This is a genomic window from Paraburkholderia lebeckiae, from assembly GCF_014201005.1.
Classification (GTDB): Bacteria; Pseudomonadota; Gammaproteobacteria; order Burkholderiales; family Burkholderiaceae; genus Paraburkholderia; species Paraburkholderia tuberum.
Genome location: NZ_JACHDK010000028.1, coordinates 1 through 22,658, shown reverse-complemented (window position 1 = coordinate 22,658; position 22,658 = coordinate 1). Strand labels below are relative to the sequence as shown.

Here is a 22,658-nt window from a genome sequence, read left to right as displayed (position 1 = left end):
GAAACGACCGGGAGGCCCCTTTGATCGCATCATTTGCGGCCAACCGCGGCCGTCGCCGTCAATTCCCTTCGAGGAATGACTTCAGCTTGTCCGAACGGCTCGGATGACGCAGCTTGCGCAGCGCCTTCGCCTCGATCTGGCGAATCCGCTCACGCGTCACGTCGAACTGTTTACCGACTTCTTCGAGCGTGTGATCCGTGCTCATCTCGATACCGAAACGCATGCGCAACACCTTCGCTTCGCGGGGCGTCAGCGAATCGAGCACGTCCTTCACGACGTCGCGCATACTCGCGTGCAACGCCGCATCCGCCGGGGCGACCGTGTTCGTATCTTCGATGAAGTCGCCCAGATGAGAATCGTCGTCGTCGCCGATCGGCGTTTCCATCGAGATCGGCTCCTTCGCGATCTTCATGATCTTGCGGATCTTGTCTTCCGGCATTTCCATCTTCTCGGCGAGCGTCGCCGGATCCGGCTCGAGACCGGTTTCCTGCAGGATCTGACGCGAGATGCGGTTCATCTTGTTGATCGTTTCGATCATGTGAACCGGAATCCGGATCGTGCGCGCCTGGTCGGCGATCGAACGCGTAATGGCCTGGCGGATCCACCACGTCGCATACGTGGAGAACTTGTAGCCACGACGGTATTCGAACTTGTCCACCGCCTTCATCAGGCCGATGTTGCCTTCCTGAATCAGGTCGAGGAACTGCAGACCGCGGTTCGTGTACTTCTTCGCGATGGAGATCACGAGACGCAGGTTGGCCTCGGTCATCTCGCGTTTCGCCTGGCGCGCCTTCAGTTCGCCAGCCGCCATCTGACGGTTGGTTTCCTTCAGGTCCTTCAGCGGCAGCACCACGCGCGCCTGCAGATCGAGCAGACGTTGCTGCTGTTCGCGGATCGCCGGAATGTTGCGCGTGAGGATCGCGCTATACGCGTGACCTTCGGCGACGATCTTGCCGGCCCATTCGAGGTCCGTCTCGCTGCCCGGGAAACGCGCGATGAATTCCGCACGCGGCATGCCGCACTTGTCGACGACCGTATGCAGGATCTGACGCTCGACCTGACGCACTTCATCCACCTGCGCGCGCAGCGTGTCGCACAGACGCTCGACGGTACGCGCGGTGAAGCGGATCGTCATCAGCTCGTTCTGGATGGTTTCCTGCGCCTTCAGATACGACTTGGACTTGTAGCCTTCCTTCTCGAATGCGCGACGCATCTTGTCGAACCATTCGCTGATCGACGCGAATCTTTCGAGCGACGCGCGCCGCAGCGCTTCGAGCTGCGCGGCGTTGGCGGTGGCTTGCGCCGCGCCATCGTCTTCTTCCTCGTCCTCTTCGTCCTCTTCCTCGGCTTCCTCGTCTTCGTTCTCGATCGCTTCCGCCTCCTGCGCGGAGAAGCCGTCGGCGTCTTCCGCGTCGGCGTCGATCAGACCGTCGACGAGTTCGTCGATGCGCGCTTCGTCGTTGGCGACGCGCTCGGCCATCGCGAGAATGTCGGCGATCGTGGTCGGGCACGCGGAGATGGCCATCACCATGTGCTTCAGGCCGTCTTCGATGCGCTTCGCGATTTCGATTTCGCCTTCACGCGTAAGCAGCTCGACCGTGCCCATTTCGCGCATATACATACGCACGGGATCGGTGGTGCGGCCAAATTCGGAGTCAACGGTGGACAGCGCGACTTCGGCTTCCTCTTCGACTTCGTCGTCGGACGAAGCTGCGGGCGCGTTGTCGTTGAGCAGCAGCGTTTCAGCGTCCGGGGCCTGTTCGTAGACCGCGACGCCCATGTCGTTGAACGTGCTGATGATGCCTTCGATCGCCTCGGTCTCGGTGAAGTTGTCCGGCAGGTGATCGTTGATTTCAGCGTACGTGAGGAAGCCGCGCTCCTTGCCGAGCTTGATCAGCGCGCGCAGCTTGGAGCGACGCTCCTCGAGTTCCTCCACCGTGCCAGGCTGCGACGACGCGAACGCATCCTTCAGCAGCGCTTTTTCCTTTGCACGGCGGTCGCGAGCCTTGACCTTCTCCGTCTTGCCCGGTGCGGCGGCAGCGGTTTCTTCGGTCTGGGTTGCATCGTCATCGACGGGTACTTCATTCAGCTTTTTCGTCATGGAGTTCGCCGTACCGGCTGTAGTCTCGATCCCCGGCTGTTGGACAACAGCCGGTTGAACCGTGGATACTGAAGTCACGCGCGCTACCGCATCGTCCTGAACGGCAGCCGCTTCCCTTGCGCTTCTGACACCCGCCCGCTTGGCAGCCGGCGGTGCTACAGCTTTCGCCGCCCGAACCGGTGCGGCCTGCGCGGCCGCAGTGGTCGACGACTTCTTCCCGGCAGCCGGTGCAACGCTGGCAGCAGACGTTCTTCTGGCGGTTGTAGTCAGCTTGGCTTCGGTAACTTTTCCGGTGCGCTCTTTAGCGCGTGAGCCCGTTGTCTGATTTCCGCCTGTCGTCTTTGCCATCGCATCGCCTTTCGCCTTTGCTAGGAAAACCCTTGAAAAAACAAACCGCTAGAAACTTTTGATTATACCACCCGAGGTTTCGGCCTCTCCGCTACAGCCCGAGTTGACGCTTCATGTCGGCCCGCTTCCGGTTGAGCTCCGAAAACTCGGCAAACTCTTCCGGCGTATGCCGCGACTGTCGCGAAAGCTGTTCGAGACGATCGCAATAAGCGTCGTATCGCATCTTCAAAATCGCGGCTTTCAGCTCCTCGCCGACAATTCGTTCCTGCTCGCGCCGTTCCTCGATGACGGCCGCGTCCTGCGGGTCTTTCAGCAGCAAATCCCGGACGTTTTCATCATAGTCTAGAATTTTGCGAAAGATTTCCTCGAAAGTTGGGGCGTTCGCGCCATTTCGCAAGAGATCGGACAACAACTGGAACGCTGCCGAATCGCCGAGGGCTCGCGCGTGCGTCGTCACTTCCGCGAACAGTTCGCCGTGCCGGGTCACGGTGAGCAGCGCCTCTTCGGCCTCTTCGTCGAGCATCGCGACCGTGCGCGGATACATCACCAGATTGCGCAGCGTCTTTTCCTCGATGCCGGTCACGCTGCGCCGGTCCTTGCGGGCCGGCGCCTCGCGCGCCGCGGCCGCGATCCGCGCGTCGACTTCGCAAAGCGCCGCGACTTCGCTGAACGGCACATCGAGCCGGTCTGCGAACATATGCATGATCTGCGCGCGCAGCGCATTGGCCGGCAACGCCTGCAGCAGCGGTTTCGCGTCGAACAGCGCGCGGGCCTTGCCTTCGGGCTGATCGAGCTCCTTGCCGGTCAACACCTCATTGAGCATGAACTGCGACAACGGCATCGCCCGTTCGACCTGCTCGGCGAAAGCCTCGGTGCCGAACTCGCGCACGTAGCTGTCGGGATCATGCTCGCTGGGCAGGAACAGGAAACGGATCGTCCGGTTGTCGGCGGCATGCGGCAGGCACGCATCGAGCGCGCGACGCGCGGCGCGCCGGCCGGCCGCGTCGCCGTCGAAACTGAAGATGACCGTATCGGTCTGGCGCATCAGTTTCTGCACATGAATCGGCGTGCAAGCGGTGCCGAGGGTCGCGACCGCGTTCTGGAAGCCCAATTGGGCCAGCGCGACCACGTCCATATAACCTTCGACGACCAGCACGTAATGTTGCTCTCGAATCGCAAGACGCGCCTCGAACAGCCCGTACAGCTCGCTGCCCTTGTTAAATAGCGGCGTTTCCGGTGAATTCAAATATTTTGGCTCGCCGCTGTCGAGCACGCGGCCGCCGAAGCCGATCACCTGCCCTTTGACATTGCGGATCGGGAACATGATCCGCTCGCGAAAGCGGTCGTAGCGGCGGTTCTGACCCTGCGCGTCCGACTTTTCGCTGACGATCACGAGACCCGCTTCGACCAGGGCGTCGTCGCGATAGTTCGGAAACGCCGCCTCGAGGTTTTGCCACCCGTCCGGCGCATAGCCGAGACCGAAGCGCGCGGCGACTTCGCCGGTCAGGCCGCGCTTCTTCAAATATTGGATCGCACCGGGCGCACCGCGCAGTTGCTTACGGTAGTAGTCGCAGGCGGTCTGCATGAGATCGGACAGCGCGGTTGTCACGGCCTTCGATGCCGCCGGCGCGTAGCCGCTGCCAGCTCCGCCACCACCGCCGCCGCCATATCCGGAAGAAGGCTCGTTCGGCACGGTGAGACCCACCGATTGCGCGAGCTCGTTGACCGCTTCGGGAAACGACGCACCCACGTGTTCCATCAGGAAACCGATGGCCGTGCCATGCGCACCGCAGCCGAAGCAGTGATAAAACTGTTTAGTCGGACTAACCGTAAACGAGGGGCTCTTCTCGTTGTGAAACGGGCACAGCCCCATGAAGTTCGCGCCGCCCTTTTTCAGCTGCACATACCGGCCGACCACGTCGACGATATCGACGCGGTTGAGCAGGTCCTGCAGGAATGACGGTGGGATCACAGTAAATGACGCTGCCTGGAAAGCTTCAAAATCCAAGCCCGGAGCCCGGGCTCGACACCGCGACCGGATCCCGCGCCTCGCCTTCAGGAGGCGCGCGACCCGGACAAATCGACAGAGTTACTTAGCGAGCGCGGCCTTGACCTGTGCGGAGACGGCCGTCATGTCGGCGCGGCCGGCCAGCTTCGGCTTCAGCACGCCCATCACCTTGCCCATGTCCTGCGGGCCGGCAGCGCCGGTTTGCGCGACTGCCGCCCGCACCTCGGCAACGATTTCCGCTTCGGACATCTGCTCAGGCATGTACGCGGAAAGAATGGCCAACTCGGCCTTTTCCTTGTCCGCAAGATCCGTACGTCCTGCGGCCTCGAACTGGCTGATCGAATCCTTGCGCTGCTTGATCATCTTGTCGACGACGGAGGTTATGGCGGCGTCGTCGAGCGTGACCCGCTCATCGACTTCACGCTGCTTGATCGCGGCGAGCAGCAGGCGGATCGTCCCGAGACGTTCGGTCTCGCGCGCCCGCATGGCAGCTTTCATATCGTCGTTGATCCGGTCCTTGAGACTCATCACTCACCTGAATTGCGTTGAAAAGTTGAAAAACCGGCCGGTCGACGGCGGCGATACCGCCGCATCAGCACAAAAACCCGCTTGGGACTTCTTCCTCAAGCGGGTTGGGCAATATGCGTAGTGGATGCGACCCTGCCGGTTGGCCCGATGGGCCGGGTTTCCCGTGATGGCACCTGACGTGCCGCCATCGGCTTGGATGCTGCCGCGCCTCGTGCGAAGCGGAGCGCGGCAACGCCAGAATCAGTAGAGCTTCCTTGGCAGCATCTGGCCACGCAGACGCTTGAAATGACGCTTCACTGCCGCCGCTTTCTTGCGCTTGCGTTCGGCTGTGGGTTTCTCGTAAAACTCGCGAGCGCGAAGTTCCGTCAGTAAGCCGTTTTTCTCCATGGTGCGCTTGAAACGGCGCATGGCGACTTCGAACGGCTCATTGTCTTTTACGCGGATGGTCGTCATTTTTCAATAACGGAACTTTGTAAAGGTTCAGGAGTATAGCAGAGCTTTCTCACAAAGCCATTGCGCCGTCAAGCCCCCGGGCATATTCGGCTGCCGCCTCGCCCGCCGCGACACCCGACGCCCACGCCCACTGAAAGTTGTAGCCGCCGAGCCAACCGGTCACGTCGACCGCCTCGCCGATGAAGTAGAGGCCCGGCACCCGCGCGCTCATCATCGTGGTCGATGACAAACCGCGCGTATCGACCCCACCGCGAGTCACTTCGGCCTTGCGATAACCCTCGGTGCCGTTCGGCGTGAGGTTCCAGCGCGACAGAGCCTCACCGATGCGGCGCAGCGCCTTGTCCGGCAGATCGGCGACGCGAGCCTCGGCGGCCACCTGGTGAGTGTCGAGCCAGACATGCGCGAGCCGCTGCGGCACCCATTCCGATAGCAGATTGGCGATCTGCCGCTTCGTGCCGTTTTTCGCGTCGATGAGCGCGGTCGCGGCGTCGCGCTCCGGCAGCAGATTGATGTGAATCGGCTCGCCGGGCTGCCAGTAGCTCGATATCTGCAGCACGCCTGGGCCCGACAGGCCGCGGTGCGTGAGCAGCAGATCTTCGGTGAATTCGGCGCCGGTCTTCGTATTGCCAGTCGACAGCTGTACTTCAAGCGACACGCCCGATAGCGCCGCGAACGGCTCCCAGTCGGCCGGAGCGAAGGTCAGCGGAACCAGCGCGGGACGCGTGTCGATCAACTTGTGGCCGAACTGCCTGGCGATCCGGTACGCGAAATCGGTCGCGCCGATCTTTGGGATCGACAGACCGCCCGTCGCGATCACGAGCGCACGGGCGGCGATCGTGCCCGTCGTCGCGCCGAGCAGGAACTGTCCTTCGGCGTCCTGGCGCACCTCTTCGACCGACAGCGGCGTGCGCCATGCAACCCCACCGGCGTCGCACTCGTTCTTCAGCACGTCGATGACCGCGTCGCTCGACTGATCGCAGAACAGCTGGCCCTTGTGCTTCTCATGCCATGTCACGCGATGCTGCTTCAGCAACGCCATGAAATCGCGCGGCGTATAGCGCGCGAGCGCCGAGCGGCAAAAATGCGGATTCGCCGACAGATAATTGGCCGGCCCCGCATACAGATTCGTGAAGTTGCAGCGACCACCGCCGGAAATACGGATTTTTTCCGCGAGACGCTGCGAGTGGTCGATCAGCGCCACACGCCGGCCGAGTTGACCGGCCACGGCCGCGCACATCATGCCGGCCGCGCCCGCGCCGATCACCGCGATATCGAAGGATTCCATGGGGCCGCATTGTACCTGCCGGGCCCGCGCATCCATGCCCGTGCTCTGCCGGCCGCCTGCGGCTGCCTGTCCGCGCTGGTATACTTTCAGGATTACCTTCTACTTTCGGACGCGCGTCGCGCGCGGCCGTCTCAAGCGATTCATCATGCTCGTTCTCGGCATCGAAAGCTCCTGCGACGAAACCGGTCTCGCGCTCTACGACACGGAGCGCGGCCTGCTCGCGCACGCGCTGCATTCGCAGATTGCGATGCATCGGGAGTACGGCGGCGTCGTGCCGGAGCTTGCATCGCGCGACCATATCCGCCGCGCGCTGCCGCTGCTCGAAGAGGTGATGCAGCGCGCCGGCGTCGCGCGCGGCGACATCGACGCGATCGCTTACACGCAAGGGCCCGGGCTCGCGGGCGCGCTGCTGGTCGGCGCGAGCGTCGCCAATTCGCTGGCGATGGCGTGGAACAAGCCGACCGTGGGCATTCACCATCTCGAAGGGCATCTGCTGTCGCCGCTGCTCGTCGACGAGCCGCCGCCGTTCCCGTTCGTCGCGCTGCTGGTCTCGGGCGGCCACACGCAGTTGATGCGCGTGACGGACGTCGGCTTCTACGAGACGCTCGGCGAGACGCTCGACGACGCCGCCGGCGAAGCCTTCGACAAAACCGCCAAGCTGCTGGGCCTCGGCTATCCGGGCGGCCCCGAAGTCTCGCGCATGGCCGAGTTCGGCACACCCGGCGCAGTCGTGCTGCCGCGCCCGATGCTGCATTCCGGCGACCTCGATTTCAGCTTCAGCGGCCTGAAGACCGCCGTGCTCACACACGCGAACCGGCTGGGCGGCGCGAACATCTGCGAGCAGGCCAAGGCCGACCTCGCGCGCGGTTTCGTCGATGCCGCCGTCGAAGTGCTGGCCGCGAAATCTCTAGCGGCGCTCAAGCGCACGAAGCTGAACCGGCTGGTGGTGGCGGGCGGCGTCGGCGCGAACCGGCAGTTGCGCGAAGCGCTGTCGGCCGCCGCGCAGAAGCGCAATTTCTATGTCCACTACCCGGACCTGTCGCTGTGCACGGACAACGGGGCGATGATCGCGCTGGCCGGCGCGCTGCGTTTGCAACGCTGGCCCGAACAGGCCGGCCACGAGTACGCGTTCACCGTGAAGCCGCGTTGGGATCTGACGTCGCTCGCGCACTGAACCGCCGCCCCAAGAGGACAAAAAGCCGCTTTACAAGCGGCTTTTTTGCTTCAATGCTTTCGCAACGAACCGGCGTGGAGCGATCAGGAATGTATCAGGCGAGGCGCTTGTCCCGCTCGATCACCGCATACGCGCTGTGATTGTGAATCGACTCGAAGTTCTCCGCTTCGAGCACATACGCGACGATGCGCTCGTCGGCATTCAGACGCTGGGCAACGTCGCGCACGAGGTCTTCGACGAACTTCGGATTTTCATACGCGCGCTCGGTGACGAACTTCTCGTCCGGGCGCTTGAGCAGGCCCCACAGTTCACACGACGCTTCTTCCTCGGCGATACGGATCAACTCTTCGACAGCAACGTCGCCGTTCAGCTCGGCATCGATGGTCACGTGCGAACGCTGATTGTGCGCGCCGTACTGCGAGATCTTCTTCGAGCACGGGCACAGGCTCGTGACCGGCACCAGCACCTTCAGGAATACCCGCGTCGCGCCATGGCGGGTCTCACCGGTCAGCGTGACTTCATAATCGAGCAAGCTCTGCACGCCCGACACCGGCGCGGTCTTGTTCACGAAGTACGGGAACGACACTTCGATGCGGCCCGCCTCGGCCTCGAGTTTTTCAAGCATAGCCGCGAGCATCGTGCGGAACGTGGCCGGTTCGAGCGGCGCCTTGTTCTCTTCGAGCAACGCGACGAAGCGCGACATGTGGGTGCCCTTCTGCTCGGCCGGCAGATGCACGTCGAGATTCCACGTGCCGACCGACGGCTGCGCTTCGCCACCTTGCGTGCGAATCGTCAACGGATGACGCACGCCCCTCACGCCGACCCGCTGGATCGGAATCTGGCGCGTGTCGGGGGTGCTTTGCACGTCGGGCATCACGAAAGCGGGATTCATCTGATTCATTCTTTTGTCCTTTCTGGAAAGCGCCGGGCTGCGCCAAGGTTTCGCTGCATTGGCGACTGTCGCGCAGCGAGTGCGAGGCACCCATCGGCAATGCGGAGCAGCGCGCGCAACGGCGAACGCCGGCTCGCGCCGGCGTTGGGTGACGGCCCACAACACCCGTCGGTTCAAACTGGAGATTGCCGAAGCCGCCGTCGCATGACGGCGGCATGAGTCGAACCTACGACGGCACGACAGCCGACAGCGCTTTACGCGACGCGCTTCACGGACGACTGACCGCCGACCGCGCCGCTCGCAAGGAAGCGTTCGCGGATCGACCGGGCGATACCCGCGGCGTCGAGACCGCACGCGGCGAGCAGCTTGGCCGGGTCCCCGTGATCGATGAACCGATCGGGGAGGCCCAATTGTAGTACGGGGCGCATAACCCCACTTGCGAGCAGGGCTTCGACGCACGCCGAACCCGCGCCACCCATGATGCAGCCTTCCTCGACGGTGACGATCGCGTCGTGCGTCTCGGCCAGCTCGCGCACGAGTTCGGTGTCGAGCGGCTTCACGAAGCGCATGTTCGCGACGGTGGCGTCGAGTTGCTCGGCGGCCGCGAGCGACGGCGCGACCATCGTGCCGAACGCGAGAATCGCGATGCGCTTGCCGGCCGGCGCCGACGTCTCGCGACGCACTTCGCCCTTGCCGAGCGGCAACGCGGCCATCTGCTTGACCGTTGCGACCCCGGCACCCGCGCCGCGCGGGTAGCGCACAGCGGTCGGATGCGACTGCTGCAACGCGGTGTACAGCATCTGCCGGCACTCGTTTTCGTCCGACGGCGCCATCACGGTCATGTTCGGAATACAACGCATGAACGCGAGGTCGTACGCGCCCGCATGCGTCGCGCCGTCCGCACCAACGAGACCCGCACGATCGATTGCGAACACCACCGGCAGGTTTTGCAGCGCGACGTCGTGAATCAGCTGGTCATACGCGCGTTGCAGAAAGGTCGAATAGATCGCCACGACCGGCTTCATGCCGTCCGCGGCAAGGCCGCCCGCGAACGTCACCGCGTGCTGCTCGGCGATGCCGACGTCGAAGTAACGATCCGGGAAGCGCTTTTCGAACTCGACCATGCCCGAGCCTTCACGCATTGCCGGCGTAATGCCGATCACGCGCGAGTCGAGCTCGGCCGCGTCGCACAGCCACTCGCCGAACACCTGCGTGTAGGTCTTTTTCGACGGCGTCGCGGCCGGTTTGATACCCTCGGCCGGATTGAACTTGCCCGGACCGTGGTACAGCACCGGATCAGCCTCGGCCAGCTTGTAGCCCTGGCCTTTCTTCGTGACCACGTGCAGAAACTGCGGCCCGCGCAGTTCCTTGATGTTTTGCAGGGTGGGAATCAGCGAATCGAGATCGTGACCGTCGATCGGTCCGATGTAGTTGAAGCCGAACTCTTCGAACAGCGTCGCCGGCACGATCATGCCCTTCGCGTGCTCCTCGAGCTTGCGCGCGAGATCGAGCACCGGCGGCGCGACGCGCAGCACGCGTTCGACGCCCGCGCGCGCGGCCGCATAGAAGCGCCCCGACATCAGACGCGCGAGATGGCGATTGAGCGCGCCGACCGGCGGCGAGATCGACATGTCGTTGTCGTTGAGGATCACGAGCAGCGGCACGTCGTCTTCGACGCCCGCGTTGTTCATTGCCTCGAAGGCCATGCCCGCCGTCATCGCGCCGTCGCCGATCACGGCAATGCCCATGCGGTTGTCGCCTTGCAGCTTGCTCGCGATCGCCATGCCGAGCGCGGCCGAAATCGACGTGCTCGAGTGCGCGGTGCCGAAGGTGTCGAATTCCGATTCGTCGCGCTTCGGGAAGCCCGAGATACCGCCCAACTGACGCAGCGTGTGCATCTGGTCGCGACGACCGGTCAGGATCTTGTGGGGATAGGTCTGATGGCCGACGTCCCAGACGATCCGGTCGTGCGGCGTATCGAAGACGTAATGCAGCGCGATGGTCAACTCGACCGTGCCGAGGTTGGACGAGAGATGGCCGCCCGTCTGCGATACGCTGTCGAGCACGAAGGCGCGCAACTCGCCGGCAAGCGGTTGCAATTGGCGGCGATCGAGGCGGCGCAGGGCTGCCGGGTCGTCGATGGTTTTCAGCAAGTCGTACATCGTCGTTCCATTGTAGGAAAACTTCGCGCCCGCACTTCATACATGCACCCCGGGCATGGAGGGTGCGCGACGGCGGGCTTTCGCGTTCAGCTGACCCGGTTCACCACCAGGTCGGCCAGTTCGGCAAGACGCTGTGCGCGTGCGCCGAACGGCGCGAGCGCTGCGTGCGCGTCGCTGCGCAGTTGCGCCGCGAGCGCGCGCGACGCGTCGAGCCCGATAATCGACACGTAGGTTGGCTTGCCGTCTTTCGCGTCCTTGCCGGCGGTCTTGCCGAGCGTTGCGGAGTCGGTCGTGACGTCGAGAATGTCGTCGACGACCTGAAACGCGAGACCGACCGCGGCGGCGTAGGCGTCGAGCGACGCCAGAACCTGCGTGTCCGGCGTCTCGCCGGCCAGTGCGCCCATGCGCACGGCCGCGCGCAGCAGCGCGCCGGTCTTCATTCGATGCATGGTCTCGAGCTGCGGGCGGGTCAGCGTGTGGCCGACGCTCGCCAGATCGATGGCCTGGCCGCCGCACATGCCGATCGAGCCGCTTGCGAGCGCAAGCTCGCGCACGAGCGACGCCTGCTGCGGCAGGCCCATCACGTCGGACGTGAGCACGACAAATGCTTGCGACTGCAGCGCGTCGCCGACCAGCAGCGCGGTCGCTTCGTCATACTTGACGTGGACCGTCGGCTTGCCGCGGCGCAGCGCGTCGTCATCCATGCAGGGCATGTCGTCATGCACGAGCGAGTACACGTGGATCATTTCCAGTGCCGCCGCCGCCGCATCGAGGCATTCGGCGCGCGCGCCGGTCAGCTCGCCGGCCGCGTGGCACAGGAGCGGCCGCACCCGCTTGCCGCCACCGAGCACCGCATAGCGCATCGCCTCGTGCAGCCTGGCGGGTTCGGTCGTCCCGGCCGGCAGATAGTGTTCCAGAGCCGCTTCGACGCGTTCGAGCACCGCGCGCGTCCATTGTTCGAATGTCATAGGTCGTCCCCGCTCTCAGTCGCGGCTGTGCCTGCGCTATTCATGGGCAGCGGCTTGAGTGTCTCGCCGTCCAGCACCCGCACCTGCTGCTCGACCTTTTCGAGCTGCTGTTGACAGAATCCGACAAGTGCCGCGCCGCGACGGTATGCGGCCAACGATTCCTCGAGGCTCAGGCTACCGCCCTCCATGCGCGCGACGAGCTCTTCCAGCTCAGCCTGCGCGGCCTCGTAGTTCTCCGGCAGCGGTGCGCTGTCGCCACATTCGGCTGGCGCGGCGGCGGAATCTTTCGATGCGGTCTTCGCCATGAATAGTCGCAAAATTAAAACAAGTCGGACATTCTACGGCAAAAGCGACATTTTCGATCCGCCGCCCGCCTGCGTCCTGCCTTGCCGCCTCGCTTCGAGCCTGTCTGATGCCCACCTTTGCCCCGCTTCGACCCTGAAGTTTCTCAGAAAAAAAGCTTGAGGTCTGCGGCGAAAATGCCGAACTTTCCTGACATTTTTAACCCAAATCAGGGACTTAAGTGCCCCTGTCACGGGGAAACGGGTATAATCGCGGGCTCCCTAAATCGAATCTTCGATGGTTGGGTTGTTCACTGCTTTCACGTCTTCATCGGGAGTGGGAATGTCCAATCTGAGCAATGCATTGCAGTTGCGGTCTGTTCACAGCCAGCTGCCAGTCACGGCTTACTTTGACGAAGCGCTTCTTACGCGCGAAATCGACACCCTTTTCAAGAAAGGTCCTCGCTACATCGGCCACGATCTAATGGTGCCCGAAGCGGGGAATTATTTCGCCTTGCCCAGCGAACGCGAGGGGCGGGTACTCGTCCGTAACCAGCAGTCGCAAGTCGAGTTGCTGTCGAATGTGTGCCGCCACCGGCAAGCCATCATGCTCAACGGCCGCGGCCAGACGCAGAACATCGTCTGTCCGCTGCATCGCTGGACGTACGACCTGAAGGGCGACTTGCTCGGCGCCCCCCATTTTGCCGACAACCCGTGCCTGAATCTCGGCGCCACGCCGCTGCAGAACTGGCAGGGGCTGCTGTTCGAGGCGCCGGGTCGCGACGTCGCGAAAGATCTTGCACGCCTCGGCACCAAGCGCCACTTCGATTTCTCGGGCTTCATGTTCGATCACGTCGAAGTCCATGAGTGCAACTACAACTGGAAGACCTTCATCGAGGTCTATCTGGAGGACTATCACGTCGCACCGTTCCATCCGGGCCTCGGCAGCTTCGTCAATTGCGACGATCTGACGTGGGAGTTCGGCGACTGGTACAGCGTGCAGACGGTCGGCGTGCACAAGGCGCTCGAGCAACCGGGCAGCCCGACGTATCGCAAGTGGCACGACGAAGTGCTGCGCTTTCGCGACGGCAATCCGCCCGAGTTCGGCGCGATCTGGATGGTGTACTACCCGGGCATCATGATCGAGTGGTATCCGCACGTGCTGGTCGTGTCGTGGCTAATTCCGCGCGGTCCGCAGAAGACCACCAACGTGGTCGAGTTCTATTACCCCGAGGAAATCGCGCTGTTCGAGCGCGACTTCGTCGAAGCCGAGCGCGCCGCCTATATGGAGACGGCCCGCGAAGACGACGAGATCGCCGAGCGCATGGACGCCGGCCGCCTCGCGCTGATGGAGCGCGGCGAATCACAGGTCGGACCGTATCAGAGCCCGATGGAAGACGGCATGCAGCACTTCCACGAGTTTCTGCGGCGCGAACTCGGCACGATCTGATCCGCGCCGCGTGGCGCATCGATCGACTCAAGGAAAGACGGGCTTCGACCCGTCTTTTTTTGTTTAGACTACCGACATAGACCGGCCATTCGCCAGCCGCGTGAACGACGCGGCCCGCAGCCGCCATCGCCCGTATCGAGGAGACGCTCATGCCCCACACTCATTACACCACCCTGATCTCCGCGACCAATCTTGCCGAGCGGCTCACGGCCGCGCCGGGCAGCGTGTTCCTGATCGACTGCCGGTTCGACCTCGCCGATACCGACGCGGGTGAGAAAGCCTGGCTGGCCGGCCATCTGCCGGGCGCGCACTATCTGCATCTCGATCGCGATCTGTCCGGGCCGAAGAACGGCTCGAACGGCCGGCATCCGCTGCCCGATCGCGCGCGGCTCGTCGAAACGCTGGAGTCGCGGGGGCTGAAGCAAGGTCAACAGGTCGTCGCATATGACGCACAAGGTGGCATGTACGCGGCGCGCGTCTGGTGGCTGTTGCGCTGGCTCGGTCACGACGCGGTCGCGCTGCTCGACGGCGGGCTGCAGGCATGGGAAGCGGCCGGCCAACCGCTGACGCAGGACGTGCCCGCGCAGAACACCGGCGACTTCAAGGCGGCCGCGCCGCTCGCCGTGACCATCGATACCCGGGCGGTCGAGCGCAACCTCGGTTCGAAGGAGCGAATCGTCGTCGATGCGCGCGCGGCCGATCGCTATCGCGGCGAAAACGAGACGCTCGACCGCGTCGGCGGCCATATCCCGGGCGCGCTGAACCGCTTCTTCAAGGACAACTTTACCCCCGACGGCCGCTTCAAGCCGGCGCACACACTGCGGGAGGAATTCCACGCGCTGCTCGGCGATACGCCGCCCGAACACGTGGTGCTGCAATGCGGCTCGGGCGTGACCGCCTGCGTCAATTCGCTAGCGATGGAGGTTGCCGGCCTGCATGGTTCAGCGTTGTACGCGGGCTCTTGGAGCGAATGGAGTTCCGACCCGAAACGGCCGGTGGCGACGGGGGCGAAACCTTGAGCGCGAGCCGCCGCAAGTCGTAACCGGACGCGAGGAATTCGAGCAGCGCTTCAAGCCACGCCGTGCTGCTTGAACCACACGAGCGCGCGACGCCAGCCATCCTCGGCATCGGCCTTCCTGTAGCTCGGACGGTAATCGGCGAAAAACGCGTGACCCGCGTCGTCATAAACGACGAACTGCGAGCCGCGTCCTGCTTGCGGCCCTTGCGCGATCGCCTGCTTCATCTGCTCGAGCGTGTCCTGCGGATTGCTTTGATCCTGGCGCCCGTACAGGCCGAGCACCGGCGCATGAAGGTCAGCGACGAGATCGATCGGATTGGCCGGCGTCATCGCATTCTTCGCCCCGGTTACGCGACCATACCAGGCGACGCCCGCCTTCACGCGCGGATTGTGCTCGGCATACAGCCACGAGATGCGCCCACCCCAGCAGAAGCCGTTCACGCCGAGCCGGTTGAGGTCGCCGCCATTCTCGCCGGCCCACGCGGCGGCCGCGTCGAGGTCGGCCAGCACCTGCTCGTCGGGCACCTTGCTGACCAGTTGCTCGTTGAGTTGCTGCATGCTCGTGTAGACAGTCGGATCGCCCTCGCGCTCGTACAGGTTCGGCGCGATCGCCAGGTAGCCCTGCTTCGCGAAGCGCCGGCAGACGTCGGCGATATGCTCGTGCACGCCGAAGATTTCATGCACGACGAGGATCACCGGCAGATGCGTCTTGCCCTTCGGCTGCGCGCGATAAGCCGGTATCAGCGTACCGAGCGAATGAAATGCCACCTCCCCTGCTTCGAGGCCGTCGCTGTCGGTATGAATGGTTTGCGCCGAGACTGGCAGCACCGCCGCCGCGAAGCTGGAGCCCAGCGTCGCCTTGATAAAGGTGCGCCGATCGAAAGGAACGTGCGGGATCAGACAGTCGACTTCAGGCTTCAGCATGGGGCGCTCCTCGAAGTATTGTTAGAGGCAACAGGATACGCCTTGCGCGCATCCCGTTGCACATTCAACTGAGGAGATCGTCCGCGCGCGTCAGTGCAGCTTGACGCGCGGCAGCGTGGTACGGCGCAACCAGTGCGCGAAGGTGTCGAGCACCATGCGCGGATAGCCGTGCAGCGCCGCGATATGCAGCCGGTACAGCGACATGTACATGAAGCGCGCGAACAGCCCTTCGATCAGCATATTGCCGCCAATCACCCCGCCCATCAGATTGCCGACCGCGCTGAAGTGGCCGAGCGAGACCAGCGAGCCGAAGTCGCGATAAGTGAATTCCGGTAGTGGCCTGTTGTCGAGGCGCGCCGCCAGTCCTTTCATCAGAAAGTTCGCCTGCTGATGCGCGGCCTGCGCGCGCGGCGGCACGTTGCGCTCGTTGCCCGGCCACTCGCAGGCCGCGCAGTCGCCGAGCGCGAAGATGTTGTCGTCGATCCCGGTTTGGAGCGTACGGCGCACGACCAGCTGGCCGAGCCGGTTGACCGGCAAGCCGTCGAGCTGACCGAGCACCGCCGGCGCCTTGATGCCCGCCGCCCACACGGTCAGATCGGCCCGCACGGTGTGACCGCTCGCGGTGCGGATGTAGCCCGGCGCGACCTCGGCAACCGTCTCGCCGATCATCAGCTTCACGCCGAGCTTGGTCAGCAATTCGGCGGTGGCCGTGGAAACGCGCTCCTGCAACGCGGGCAGAATGCGCGGCCCCGCCTCGATCAGCACGATGCCGACGTCATGCCGCGGATCGAGCTTGTGCAAGCCATACGCGGACAACACCTGCGCGGTATTGCGCAACTCCGCCGACAACTCGACCCCCGTCGCGCCGCCGCCGACGATCGCCACCTGAATGCGCGGCTCGCTGGAGGTCCACGTGCCGGGTCCCGGTCTCGACTCGACGGGTTCGTGCGCCTGATGCTCGGCGCGCATGCATGCGGCGATCAGGCGCTTGCGGAAACGCTCTGCCTCGCTGACCGTATCCAGTGCTATGGAGAATTCGGCCGCTCCCTTGACGCCGAAGAAGGCCGTGGTACTGCCGATCGCGATGATCAGCGTGTCGTACTCGAGCTCGCGTTCGGGCAGCAGTTCAGCGCCGTCGTCGTCCAGCACGGTGCCGAGCGTAATGCGTCGGTTCGTGCGGTCGAGTGCGGTCAGGTCGCCTTGCTGGAATGCGAAGCCATGCCAGCGCGCCTGCGCCGCGTACGGGAGCTCCTGCGTGAACGGGTCCATGCTGCCCGCCGCCACCTCGTGCAGCAGCGGCTTCCAGATATGCGTCGGATAGCGGTCGACCAGCGTGACCTGGGCCTGCGCGCTGCGCCCCTTCTTGTCGGCCCCATAGCGATCGCCAAGACGCGTCGCCAGTTCCAATCCTCCCGCACCTCCGCCAACGACGATAAATCGATGCATTGCACTTCTCCGTGTAGCCGATGAATTATCTGTCGCGACGCTGCGCGTGAATGCGCCGTCCTGAACCGATTGTCCTCGACCCGCCTGGGAAGTCACAAGTCGCCAAAACCCATGTGTGACATGCGCACGACGTTATCGTGCGCATGTCACGTGCATGTCAATGCGCTTCCTCCCAGTTCAGGCCCGCACCGACCTCGGCGACGAGCGGCACCTTCAGAGCGGCGACGCCGCACATCAGTTCTGGCAAACGCTTGCGGACTTCGGATAACTCAGCGTCGGGCACTTCGAGAATCAGTTCGTCATGCACCTGCATGATCATCCGCGTGCCGATCTTCGAGTCTTCGATCCAGTTCTGCACGGCGATCATCGACATCTTGATCAGGTCGGCCGCGGTACCCTGCATCGGCGCGTTGATCGCGGCCCGCTCCGCGGCCTGGCGGCGCGGACCGTTGCCGCCGTTGATCTCGGGCAGCCACAGACGACGGCCGAACACCGTTTCGACGTAGCCCTTCGCCTTCGCGCTCAAACGCGTCTCGTCCATATAGCGCGCGACGCCGGGATAGCGCGCGAAGTAGCGGTCGATATAAATCTTCGCCGCATCGCGCGTGATGCCGAGGTTCGACGCGAGTCCGAACGCGCTCATGCCGTAGATGAGCCCAAAGTTGATGACCTTCGCGACGCGCCGCTGATCGCTCGACACTTCGAGCGGCGTCACGCTGAAGATTTCCGACGCGGTCGCGCGGTGAATGTCCTCGCCCTGCGAAAACGCGCGCAACAACGATTCGTCGCCAGAGATGTGGGCCATGATGCGCAATTCGATCTGCGAATAATCGGCGGAGACGAGCTTGTGCCCGGGCGGCGCGATGAACGCCTCGCGGATGCGCCGACCTTCGCCGGTACGCACTGGAATGTTCTGCAGGTTCGGATCGTTCGACGCGAGCCGCCCCGTCACCGCGACGGCCTGCGCGTAGTTCGTATGTACGCGGCCGGTGTGCGGATTGACCATGCGCGGCAGCTTGTCGGTATAGGTCGACTTCAGTTTCGACAGGCCGCGATGTTCGAGCAGAATCTTCGGCAGCGGATAGTCTTCGGCGAGCTTCTGCAACACCTCTTCGTCGGTGGAAGGCGCACCGCTCGGCGTCTTCTTGATGACCGGCAGTTCGAGCTTCTCGAAGAAAATCTGACCAATCTGCTTTGGCGAGCCGAGGTTAAATTCGCCGCCGGCCAGTTCGTACGCTTTGCCTTCGAGTTCGATCAGACGCGTGGCGATCTCACTGCTCTGCTGACGCAGCTTCTCCGCGTCGATCAGCACGCCGGTCCGCTCCATCTTGCGCAGTACGCGCGAAGTCGGCACTTCGATCTCGCGATACACATGGTCGAGCGATTTCTCCGCGGCGATCTGCGGATACAAGGCCTGATGCAAACGCAGCGTGATATCTGCGTCTTCGGCCGCATATTCGGCGGCTTTGTCGAGCGCGACTTCGTCGAAGCCGATCTGCTGCGCGCCCTTGCCCGCGACCTCTTCGTACTTGATCGTCTTCACGCCGAGATGACGCAGCGCGAGGCTGTCCATGTCGTGCGTGCGATGCGATTCGAGCACGTACGATTCGAGCAGCGTGTCATGCTCGACGCCGCGCATTTCGATGCCGTAATTCGCGAGCACCTGTTCGTCGTACTTCAGATGCTGGCCGACCTTCTTGTGCTCGGCGCTTTCGAGCCACGGCTTGAGCTTCGCGAGCACTTCGTCGCGCGGCAGTTGCACTGGCGCGTCGGGGCCGCGATGCGCGAGCGGCACATACGCGGCGCGGCCCGCTTCGACCGACAGCGACAAGCCGACGATCTGCGCGATCATCGGATCGAGCGAGGTGGTCTCGGTATCGAACGAGGTCAGCTCAGACGCATTGATCCTGTCGAGCCACGCGTCGAGCTGCTCCCATGTTTGCACGGTCTCGTAGTGGCGCTCGTGATCGACGGACAACGCGGGGGGCACGTCGGTTTCCGGACCTTCGACCGCATCGGCGATTTCGACTTCGCGCAGCCACGTCTTGAAGCCGTGGCGCGTGAACACCTCGCGCAACTCTTCGCGCGATTCGGGCAGGCTCGGCAAACTCTCCTCGATCGACACGATGTGCCCGGTCAGATCGCAATGACGCTCGACTGTGACGAGCTTGCGCGCCATCGGCAAAAAGTCCAGCGCGCTGCGCAGATTCTCGCCGACCGCGCCCTTGATCTCGCTCGCATGCTCGACGATGCCATCTAGCGACTCATACTGCGTCAGCCATTTGACCGCGGTTTTCGGGCCGCATTTCTCGACGCCCGGCACGTTGTCGACGGTATCGCCGATCAGCGACAGATAATCGATGATGCGCTCGGGTGGCACGCCGAACTTCGCGACCACGCCGTCGCGGTCGAGCGTTTCGTTGGTCATCGTATTGACGAGCGTCACGCGGTTCGACACGAGCTGCGCGAGGTCCTTGTCGCCGGTCGACACGACCACGTTCATGCCGAGCTTTTCCGCCTCGGTGCACAGCGTGCCGATCACGTCGTCCGCTTCGACGCGATCGATCATCAGCAGCGGCCAGCCGAGTGCACGCACCGCGACGTGAATCGGCTCGATCTGACGGGCAAGATCTTCCGGCATCGACGGACGGTTCGCCTTGTATTCCGGATACCAGTCGTCGCGAAACGTTTTGCCCTTGGCGTCGAACACGCACGCGCTATACTCTGCTGTGACTTCCTTGCGCATGCGCCGCAGCATGTTGATCATCCCGTAGAGCGCACCCGTCGGGCCACCCTCGGGACCGCGCAGATCAGGCATCGCATGGTAGGCCCGGTACAGATAACTCGAACCGTCGACCAACAGCAGGGTCTTACCTTCAAGGCTTCGTTCTTCAGGCATTATGACTAAGAGAAAAGTGATTCCGAGTCTGCGATCGCTCGCAGATCAAGAGCGCGCAACGGCCAAGAAAGCCCGCGCATCGTGGCAGATGTTCACGATTATGGCAGAGTTTATCGAGGCGACCGAGTACCTGTCGGAGATTCGCCCGGCGGTCAGCATCTACGGTTCGGCACGCCTGAAACCGAACTCGCCGTACTACAAACTCGCCACGCAGATCGCGCGCAAATTGTCGGATGCTGGCTTCGCGGTGATCTCGGGCGGCGGCCCCGGCATCATGGAAGCGGCCAACAAGGGCGCGCATGCGGGCAAGGCGCCTTCGGTCGGTCTGAACATCGAGTTGCCGCACGAGCAGTCGGGCAACCAGTGGCAGGACATCTCGCTGCGCTTCCGCCATTTCTTCACGCGCAAGGTCACGTTCGTGAAGAACTCGGACGCGGTGATCGTGATGCCCGGCGGCTTCGGCACGCTCGACGAACTAGCCGAAGTGCTCACGCTGATCCAGACCAAGAAGTCGCGCCATGTGCCGATCATTCTGGTCGGCGCCGAGTTCTGGGAAGGTCTGCTCGCGTGGTTCAAGAGCGCTCTGATTCCGATGGGTTTGATCAATCCGACCGACATCGATCTGATGCAGGTGATCGACAATCCGGACCAGGTGCTCGAAGCGGTGCTCAAGTTCTACGAAGACCGCGAGGAAGGCGAAGTTCATCCGGTCAAGTCGGAAGAAGACCGGATGTTCTACCTGTAATGGAAAGAGGCTGCGCGCCTCGCATTGCGCGTAGCACGATGCCTATCGTCGCGCGCATGGCGGGCAGCCTTCCGGCTGCCCGCTTTCGTTTTGCAGGCCAGTTTGCGGCGCGCTGACTGTCAACCGGATTGGCGAACAAATCGTTTTGCACTCATGCCGTCCGGCGCTAACGTGCTCAGCTGGTACTCGAAGCTCGCAATATGAACAACGAACTCAGCTCACCCGAAGCCGCGCTCGCGCTCGCGCCCACGCCGACGTTGCGTGAGATCTTCGGCGGCTTTCTCGGCCTCGGTCTCATTTCATTCGGCGGCGCCTTGCCGCTCGCGCGCCGCGCACTCGTCGAACAACGCCGTTGGCTGACCAGCGACGAATTCACCGACCTGCTCGGGCTCTGTCAATTCCTGCCGGGCGGCAACGTGATCAATCTGTCGGTCGCGATCGGCATGCGCTTTCGCGGCGTGCCAGGCGCGCTGGCCGGTTTGCTCGGCTTGATCGCCGGGCCTTCGCTGGCGGTGATCGGCTCGGCGTGCTGTACGAGCACACGCAGAACAATCCGCACGTGCGTCATCTGTTCGCGGGGCTCGCCGCGGCGGCTTCGGGCCTGCTGATTTCGATGGCGTTCAAGATCGTGCTGCCGTTGCGCAACAAGCCGCTGGCCGCGCTGATCGCCGCGCTCGGCTTCGTCGCGATTGCCATGCTGCGACTGCCGCTGCTGCCGACGATGCTCGTGCTCACGCCGCTCAGCATTTATCTTGCTGCAAGGAGCGCGCGATGAACGACACGCTCGTTTCACTTGCGGCGATTTTTAGTCAGCTGTCGCTGCTCGCGTTCGGCGGCGGCAATACGATCCTTCCGGAGACGCAGCGGCAGGTGGTCGACGTGCATCACTGGATGCCGGCCAGCGAGTTCAGCGCGCTGTTCGCGCTCGCTCAAGCCGCGCCCGGCCCGAACCTGATGGTCGTCACGCTGATCGGCTGGCATGTGGCCGGCTGGGCAGGCATGCTCGTCACGTCGATTGCGAAGTTCGGGCCGTCGTCGCTCGTGACGATTCTCGCGCTGCATGCGTGGGACCGCTTCAAGGACCGTCCGTGGCGCCGCTTTGCGCAGCTGGGACTCGTGCCGGTGACGGCCGGCCTCGTCGCGGCGAGCGCGGCGCTGATCACACGCGCGTCGAATCCGACCGCGATAGCGTGGGCGATTACTGCATTCACGGCCGTGATGGCGACGAAGACGCGAATTCATCCGCTGTGGCTGCTGGCGGCGGGGAGCTTGATCGGGTTGACCGGGTTCGGGCAGGGTTGAGCCGGCGAGCGTCACCTCGACAACCAACGAAGCCGATTGGTTCCGACGTCGCTCGCGAGCCATCTTCAAAGCGGCACATCCAGCGTAAGCGGGCTGTTTGTCAGTGCCTCGGCCTGAGTTACTGAAACGCGACTTCCGCGAAACTCCGCAGCTTGTAGTTGTTCAATCTATAAGAATCAATGTGTTACCGCACTTTGTCTAACTTAACGCCTATTTATTGAGCAGGCTCTGGCGAGGGTTTGCGGCAGATTCGCTCGCCAAGTTAGACAGCCATTCGCGGGTTCCATTGAGACCCCGTGCATTGCCGATCGCCAGGAACTCATCGCGGCCCGCATATCCGCTGTGCTTCGCGCGCGTACTCCTGCAACGCGGTCAGTTTTCGGATTGCCCGATCACCGTCCCCGGTGATGCCGAGAAGAGCATCAGCAGTCGATCCGTCAAGTTCGGCTGTTCCGGTTCCATCAGTTCCGCCGGCGGCGGCGCCAGCACCGGGCACGCCACTGCCACCGGCTGAAGCAGCGCAACTGGCGGTTGCAACGCGCAGCCGAACATCGCCAGCACGCACATCGGCGCGAAGAGTATCAATCGTCTTTTGAGCATTGGTTTGTTCCGTTCGGTAGGTTTGTTCGACTGCGGCCACAGCCGACGCTGCGCGCACGGTTTCTGCGAGCGCG

General features: G+C 63.5%; 18 protein-coding genes and 1 pseudogene. 6 read left to right on the top strand and 13 right to left on the bottom strand.

Translation table 11 applies throughout. The features are described from left to right. Positions 1-58: 58 nt before the first annotated feature. From rpoD to HDG39_RS30675, 5 genes are all read right to left on the bottom strand, one after another. Complete coding sequence (gene rpoD, locus HDG39_RS30695; protein WP_184011459.1) at positions 59-2,449, bottom strand: RNA polymerase sigma factor RpoD; 2,391 nt, start codon at positions 2,447-2,449, stop codon at positions 59-61. Between the two features lie 91 nt (positions 2,450-2,540). Then, entirely contained in the window at positions 2,541-4,421 is a 1,881-nt protein-coding gene (gene dnaG, locus HDG39_RS30690; protein WP_184011458.1) for a DNA primase, read from the bottom strand. 117 nt (positions 4,422-4,538) lie between these two features. Further along, positions 4,539-4,985, bottom strand: coding sequence for a GatB/YqeY domain-containing protein (locus tag HDG39_RS30685; protein ID WP_184011456.1), 447 nt, complete (start codon positions 4,983-4,985; stop codon positions 4,539-4,541). 240 nt (positions 4,986-5,225) lie between these two features. Next, on the bottom strand, positions 5,226-5,438 hold the full coding sequence (rpsU, locus tag HDG39_RS30680; RefSeq protein WP_018424196.1) for a 30S ribosomal protein S21: 213 nt from the start codon (positions 5,436-5,438) through the stop codon (positions 5,226-5,228). A gap of 49 nt (positions 5,439-5,487) precedes the next feature. Continuing rightward, positions 5,488-6,723, bottom strand: a complete 1,236-nt coding sequence (locus tag HDG39_RS30675; RefSeq protein ID WP_184011454.1) for a BaiN/RdsA family NAD(P)/FAD-dependent oxidoreductase — start codon at positions 6,721-6,723, stop codon at positions 5,488-5,490. Between the two features lie 145 nt (positions 6,724-6,868). Between HDG39_RS30675 and tsaD the strand changes: the two genes are divergently transcribed. Continuing rightward, the gene (tsaD, locus tag HDG39_RS30670) at positions 6,869-7,897 is read left to right on the top strand and encodes a tRNA (adenosine(37)-N6)-threonylcarbamoyltransferase complex transferase subunit TsaD (RefSeq protein ID WP_184011452.1); all 1,029 of its coding nucleotides are present in this window, start codon (positions 6,869-6,871) and stop codon (positions 7,895-7,897) included. A gap of 94 nt (positions 7,898-7,991) precedes the next feature. Here the strand turns inward: tsaD and folE2 are convergent, their stop codons facing one another. The 4 genes from folE2 to HDG39_RS30650 form a co-directional block, all read right to left on the bottom strand. Further along, entirely contained in the window at positions 7,992-8,798 is an 807-nt protein-coding gene (folE2, locus tag HDG39_RS30665) for a GTP cyclohydrolase FolE2 (RefSeq protein WP_018424193.1), read from the bottom strand. A gap of 245 nt (positions 8,799-9,043) precedes the next feature. After that, positions 9,044-10,951 (bottom strand): 1-deoxy-D-xylulose-5-phosphate synthase, encoded by a 1,908-nt coding sequence (dxs, locus tag HDG39_RS30660; protein WP_184011450.1) that lies wholly within the window; start codon positions 10,949-10,951, stop codon positions 9,044-9,046. A gap of 86 nt (positions 10,952-11,037) precedes the next feature. After that, positions 11,038-11,919, bottom strand: a complete 882-nt coding sequence (locus tag HDG39_RS30655) for a polyprenyl synthetase family protein (RefSeq protein WP_184011448.1) — start codon at positions 11,917-11,919, stop codon at positions 11,038-11,040. Next, a complete protein-coding gene (locus tag HDG39_RS30650; RefSeq protein ID WP_018424190.1) occupies positions 11,916-12,224 on the bottom strand; it encodes an exodeoxyribonuclease VII small subunit in 309 nt (102 codons plus the stop codon). The genes HDG39_RS30655 and HDG39_RS30650 overlap by 4 nt, the downstream gene beginning before the upstream one ends. 319 nt (positions 12,225-12,543) lie before the next feature. Between HDG39_RS30650 and HDG39_RS30645 the strand changes: the two genes are divergently transcribed. Both HDG39_RS30645 and HDG39_RS30640 read left to right on the top strand, forming a co-directional pair. Further along, positions 12,544-13,650 (top strand): aromatic ring-hydroxylating oxygenase subunit alpha, encoded by a 1,107-nt coding sequence (locus HDG39_RS30645; RefSeq protein WP_184011446.1) that lies wholly within the window; start codon positions 12,544-12,546, stop codon positions 13,648-13,650. 149 nt (positions 13,651-13,799) lie between these two features. Next, a complete protein-coding gene (locus tag HDG39_RS30640) occupies positions 13,800-14,669 on the top strand; it encodes a sulfurtransferase (RefSeq protein ID WP_184011444.1) in 870 nt (289 codons plus the stop codon). Positions 14,670-14,719: 50 nt separating this feature from the next. Here HDG39_RS30640 and HDG39_RS30635 read toward each other — a convergent pair whose 3' ends face one another. From HDG39_RS30635 to polA, 3 genes are all read right to left on the bottom strand, one after another. Then, positions 14,720-15,592: a dienelactone hydrolase family protein gene (locus HDG39_RS30635; protein ID WP_184011442.1), complete on the bottom strand. Its 873-nt coding sequence runs from the start codon at positions 15,590-15,592 to the stop codon at positions 14,720-14,722. Positions 15,593-15,682: 90 nt separating this feature from the next. Next, a complete protein-coding gene (locus HDG39_RS30630) occupies positions 15,683-17,038 on the bottom strand; it encodes an NAD(P)/FAD-dependent oxidoreductase (protein ID WP_184011440.1) in 1,356 nt (451 codons plus the stop codon). A gap of 157 nt (positions 17,039-17,195) precedes the next feature. Next, entirely contained in the window at positions 17,196-19,937 is a 2,742-nt protein-coding gene (polA, locus tag HDG39_RS30625; RefSeq protein ID WP_184011438.1) for a DNA polymerase I, read from the bottom strand. Position 19,938: 1 nt separating this feature from the next. Here polA and HDG39_RS30620 point away from each other — a divergent pair, with 1 nt between their 5' ends. From HDG39_RS30620 to HDG39_RS30610, 3 genes and pseudogenes are all read left to right on the top strand, one after another. Next, on the top strand, positions 19,939-20,682 hold the full coding sequence (locus tag HDG39_RS30620) for an LOG family protein (protein WP_035471771.1): 744 nt from the start codon (positions 19,939-19,941) through the stop codon (positions 20,680-20,682). Positions 20,683-20,882: 200 nt separating this feature from the next. Then, positions 20,883-21,457: pseudogene (locus tag HDG39_RS30615) on the top strand (chromate transporter). Further along, positions 21,454-21,984 carry a chromate transporter gene (locus tag HDG39_RS30610; protein WP_184011436.1) on the top strand — a complete coding sequence of 177 codons (531 nt, stop codon included), beginning with the start codon at positions 21,454-21,456 and terminating at the stop codon, positions 21,982-21,984. Before HDG39_RS30615 ends, HDG39_RS30610 begins: the two are co-directional and overlap by 4 nt. A 319-nt stretch (positions 21,985-22,303) precedes the next feature. Here HDG39_RS30610 and HDG39_RS30605 read toward each other — a convergent pair whose 3' ends face one another. Further along, complete coding sequence (locus HDG39_RS30605; RefSeq protein ID WP_409259224.1) at positions 22,304-22,624, bottom strand: lysis system i-spanin subunit Rz; 321 nt, start codon at positions 22,622-22,624, stop codon at positions 22,304-22,306. Between the last annotated feature and the right edge of the window lie 34 nt (positions 22,625-22,658).

Coding starts and splice junctions, on each gene's coding strand:
- HDG39_RS30685 (WP_184011456.1), bottom strand. CDS start 4,985: ATGAGTCTCAAGGACCGGATCAACGACGATATGAAAGCTGCCATGCGG.
- HDG39_RS30675 (WP_184011454.1), bottom strand. CDS start 6,723: ATGGAATCCTTCGATATCGCGGTGATCGGCGCGGGCGCGGCCGGCATG.
- HDG39_RS30640 (WP_184011444.1), top strand. CDS start 13,800: ATGCCCCACACTCATTACACCACCCTGATCTCCGCGACCAATCTTGCC.
- rpsU (WP_018424196.1), bottom strand. CDS start 5,438: ATGACGACCATCCGCGTAAAAGACAATGAGCCGTTCGAAGTCGCCATG.
- tsaD (WP_184011452.1), top strand. CDS start 6,869: ATGCTCGTTCTCGGCATCGAAAGCTCCTGCGACGAAACCGGTCTCGCG.
- folE2 (WP_018424193.1), bottom strand. CDS start 8,798: ATGAATCAGATGAATCCCGCTTTCGTGATGCCCGACGTGCAAAGCACC.
- HDG39_RS30655 (WP_184011448.1), bottom strand. CDS start 11,919: ATGACATTCGAACAATGGACGCGCGCGGTGCTCGAACGCGTCGAAGCG.
- HDG39_RS30630 (WP_184011440.1), bottom strand. CDS start 17,038: ATGCATCGATTTATCGTCGTTGGCGGAGGTGCGGGAGGATTGGAACTG.
- rpoD (WP_184011459.1), bottom strand. CDS start 2,449: ATGGCAAAGACGACAGGCGGAAATCAGACAACGGGCTCACGCGCTAAA.
- HDG39_RS30620 (WP_035471771.1), top strand. CDS start 19,939: ATGACTAAGAGAAAAGTGATTCCGAGTCTGCGATCGCTCGCAGATCAA.
- HDG39_RS30650 (WP_018424190.1), bottom strand. CDS start 12,224: ATGGCGAAGACCGCATCGAAAGATTCCGCCGCCGCGCCAGCCGAATGT.
- polA (WP_184011438.1), bottom strand. CDS start 19,937: ATGCCTGAAGAACGAAGCCTTGAAGGTAAGACCCTGCTGTTGGTCGAC.
- HDG39_RS30610 (WP_184011436.1), top strand. CDS start 21,454: ATGAACGACACGCTCGTTTCACTTGCGGCGATTTTTAGTCAGCTGTCG.
- HDG39_RS30635 (WP_184011442.1), bottom strand. CDS start 15,592: ATGCTGAAGCCTGAAGTCGACTGTCTGATCCCGCACGTTCCTTTCGAT.
- dxs (WP_184011450.1), bottom strand. CDS start 10,951: ATGTACGACTTGCTGAAAACCATCGACGACCCGGCAGCCCTGCGCCGC.
- HDG39_RS30645 (WP_184011446.1), top strand. CDS start 12,544: ATGTCCAATCTGAGCAATGCATTGCAGTTGCGGTCTGTTCACAGCCAG.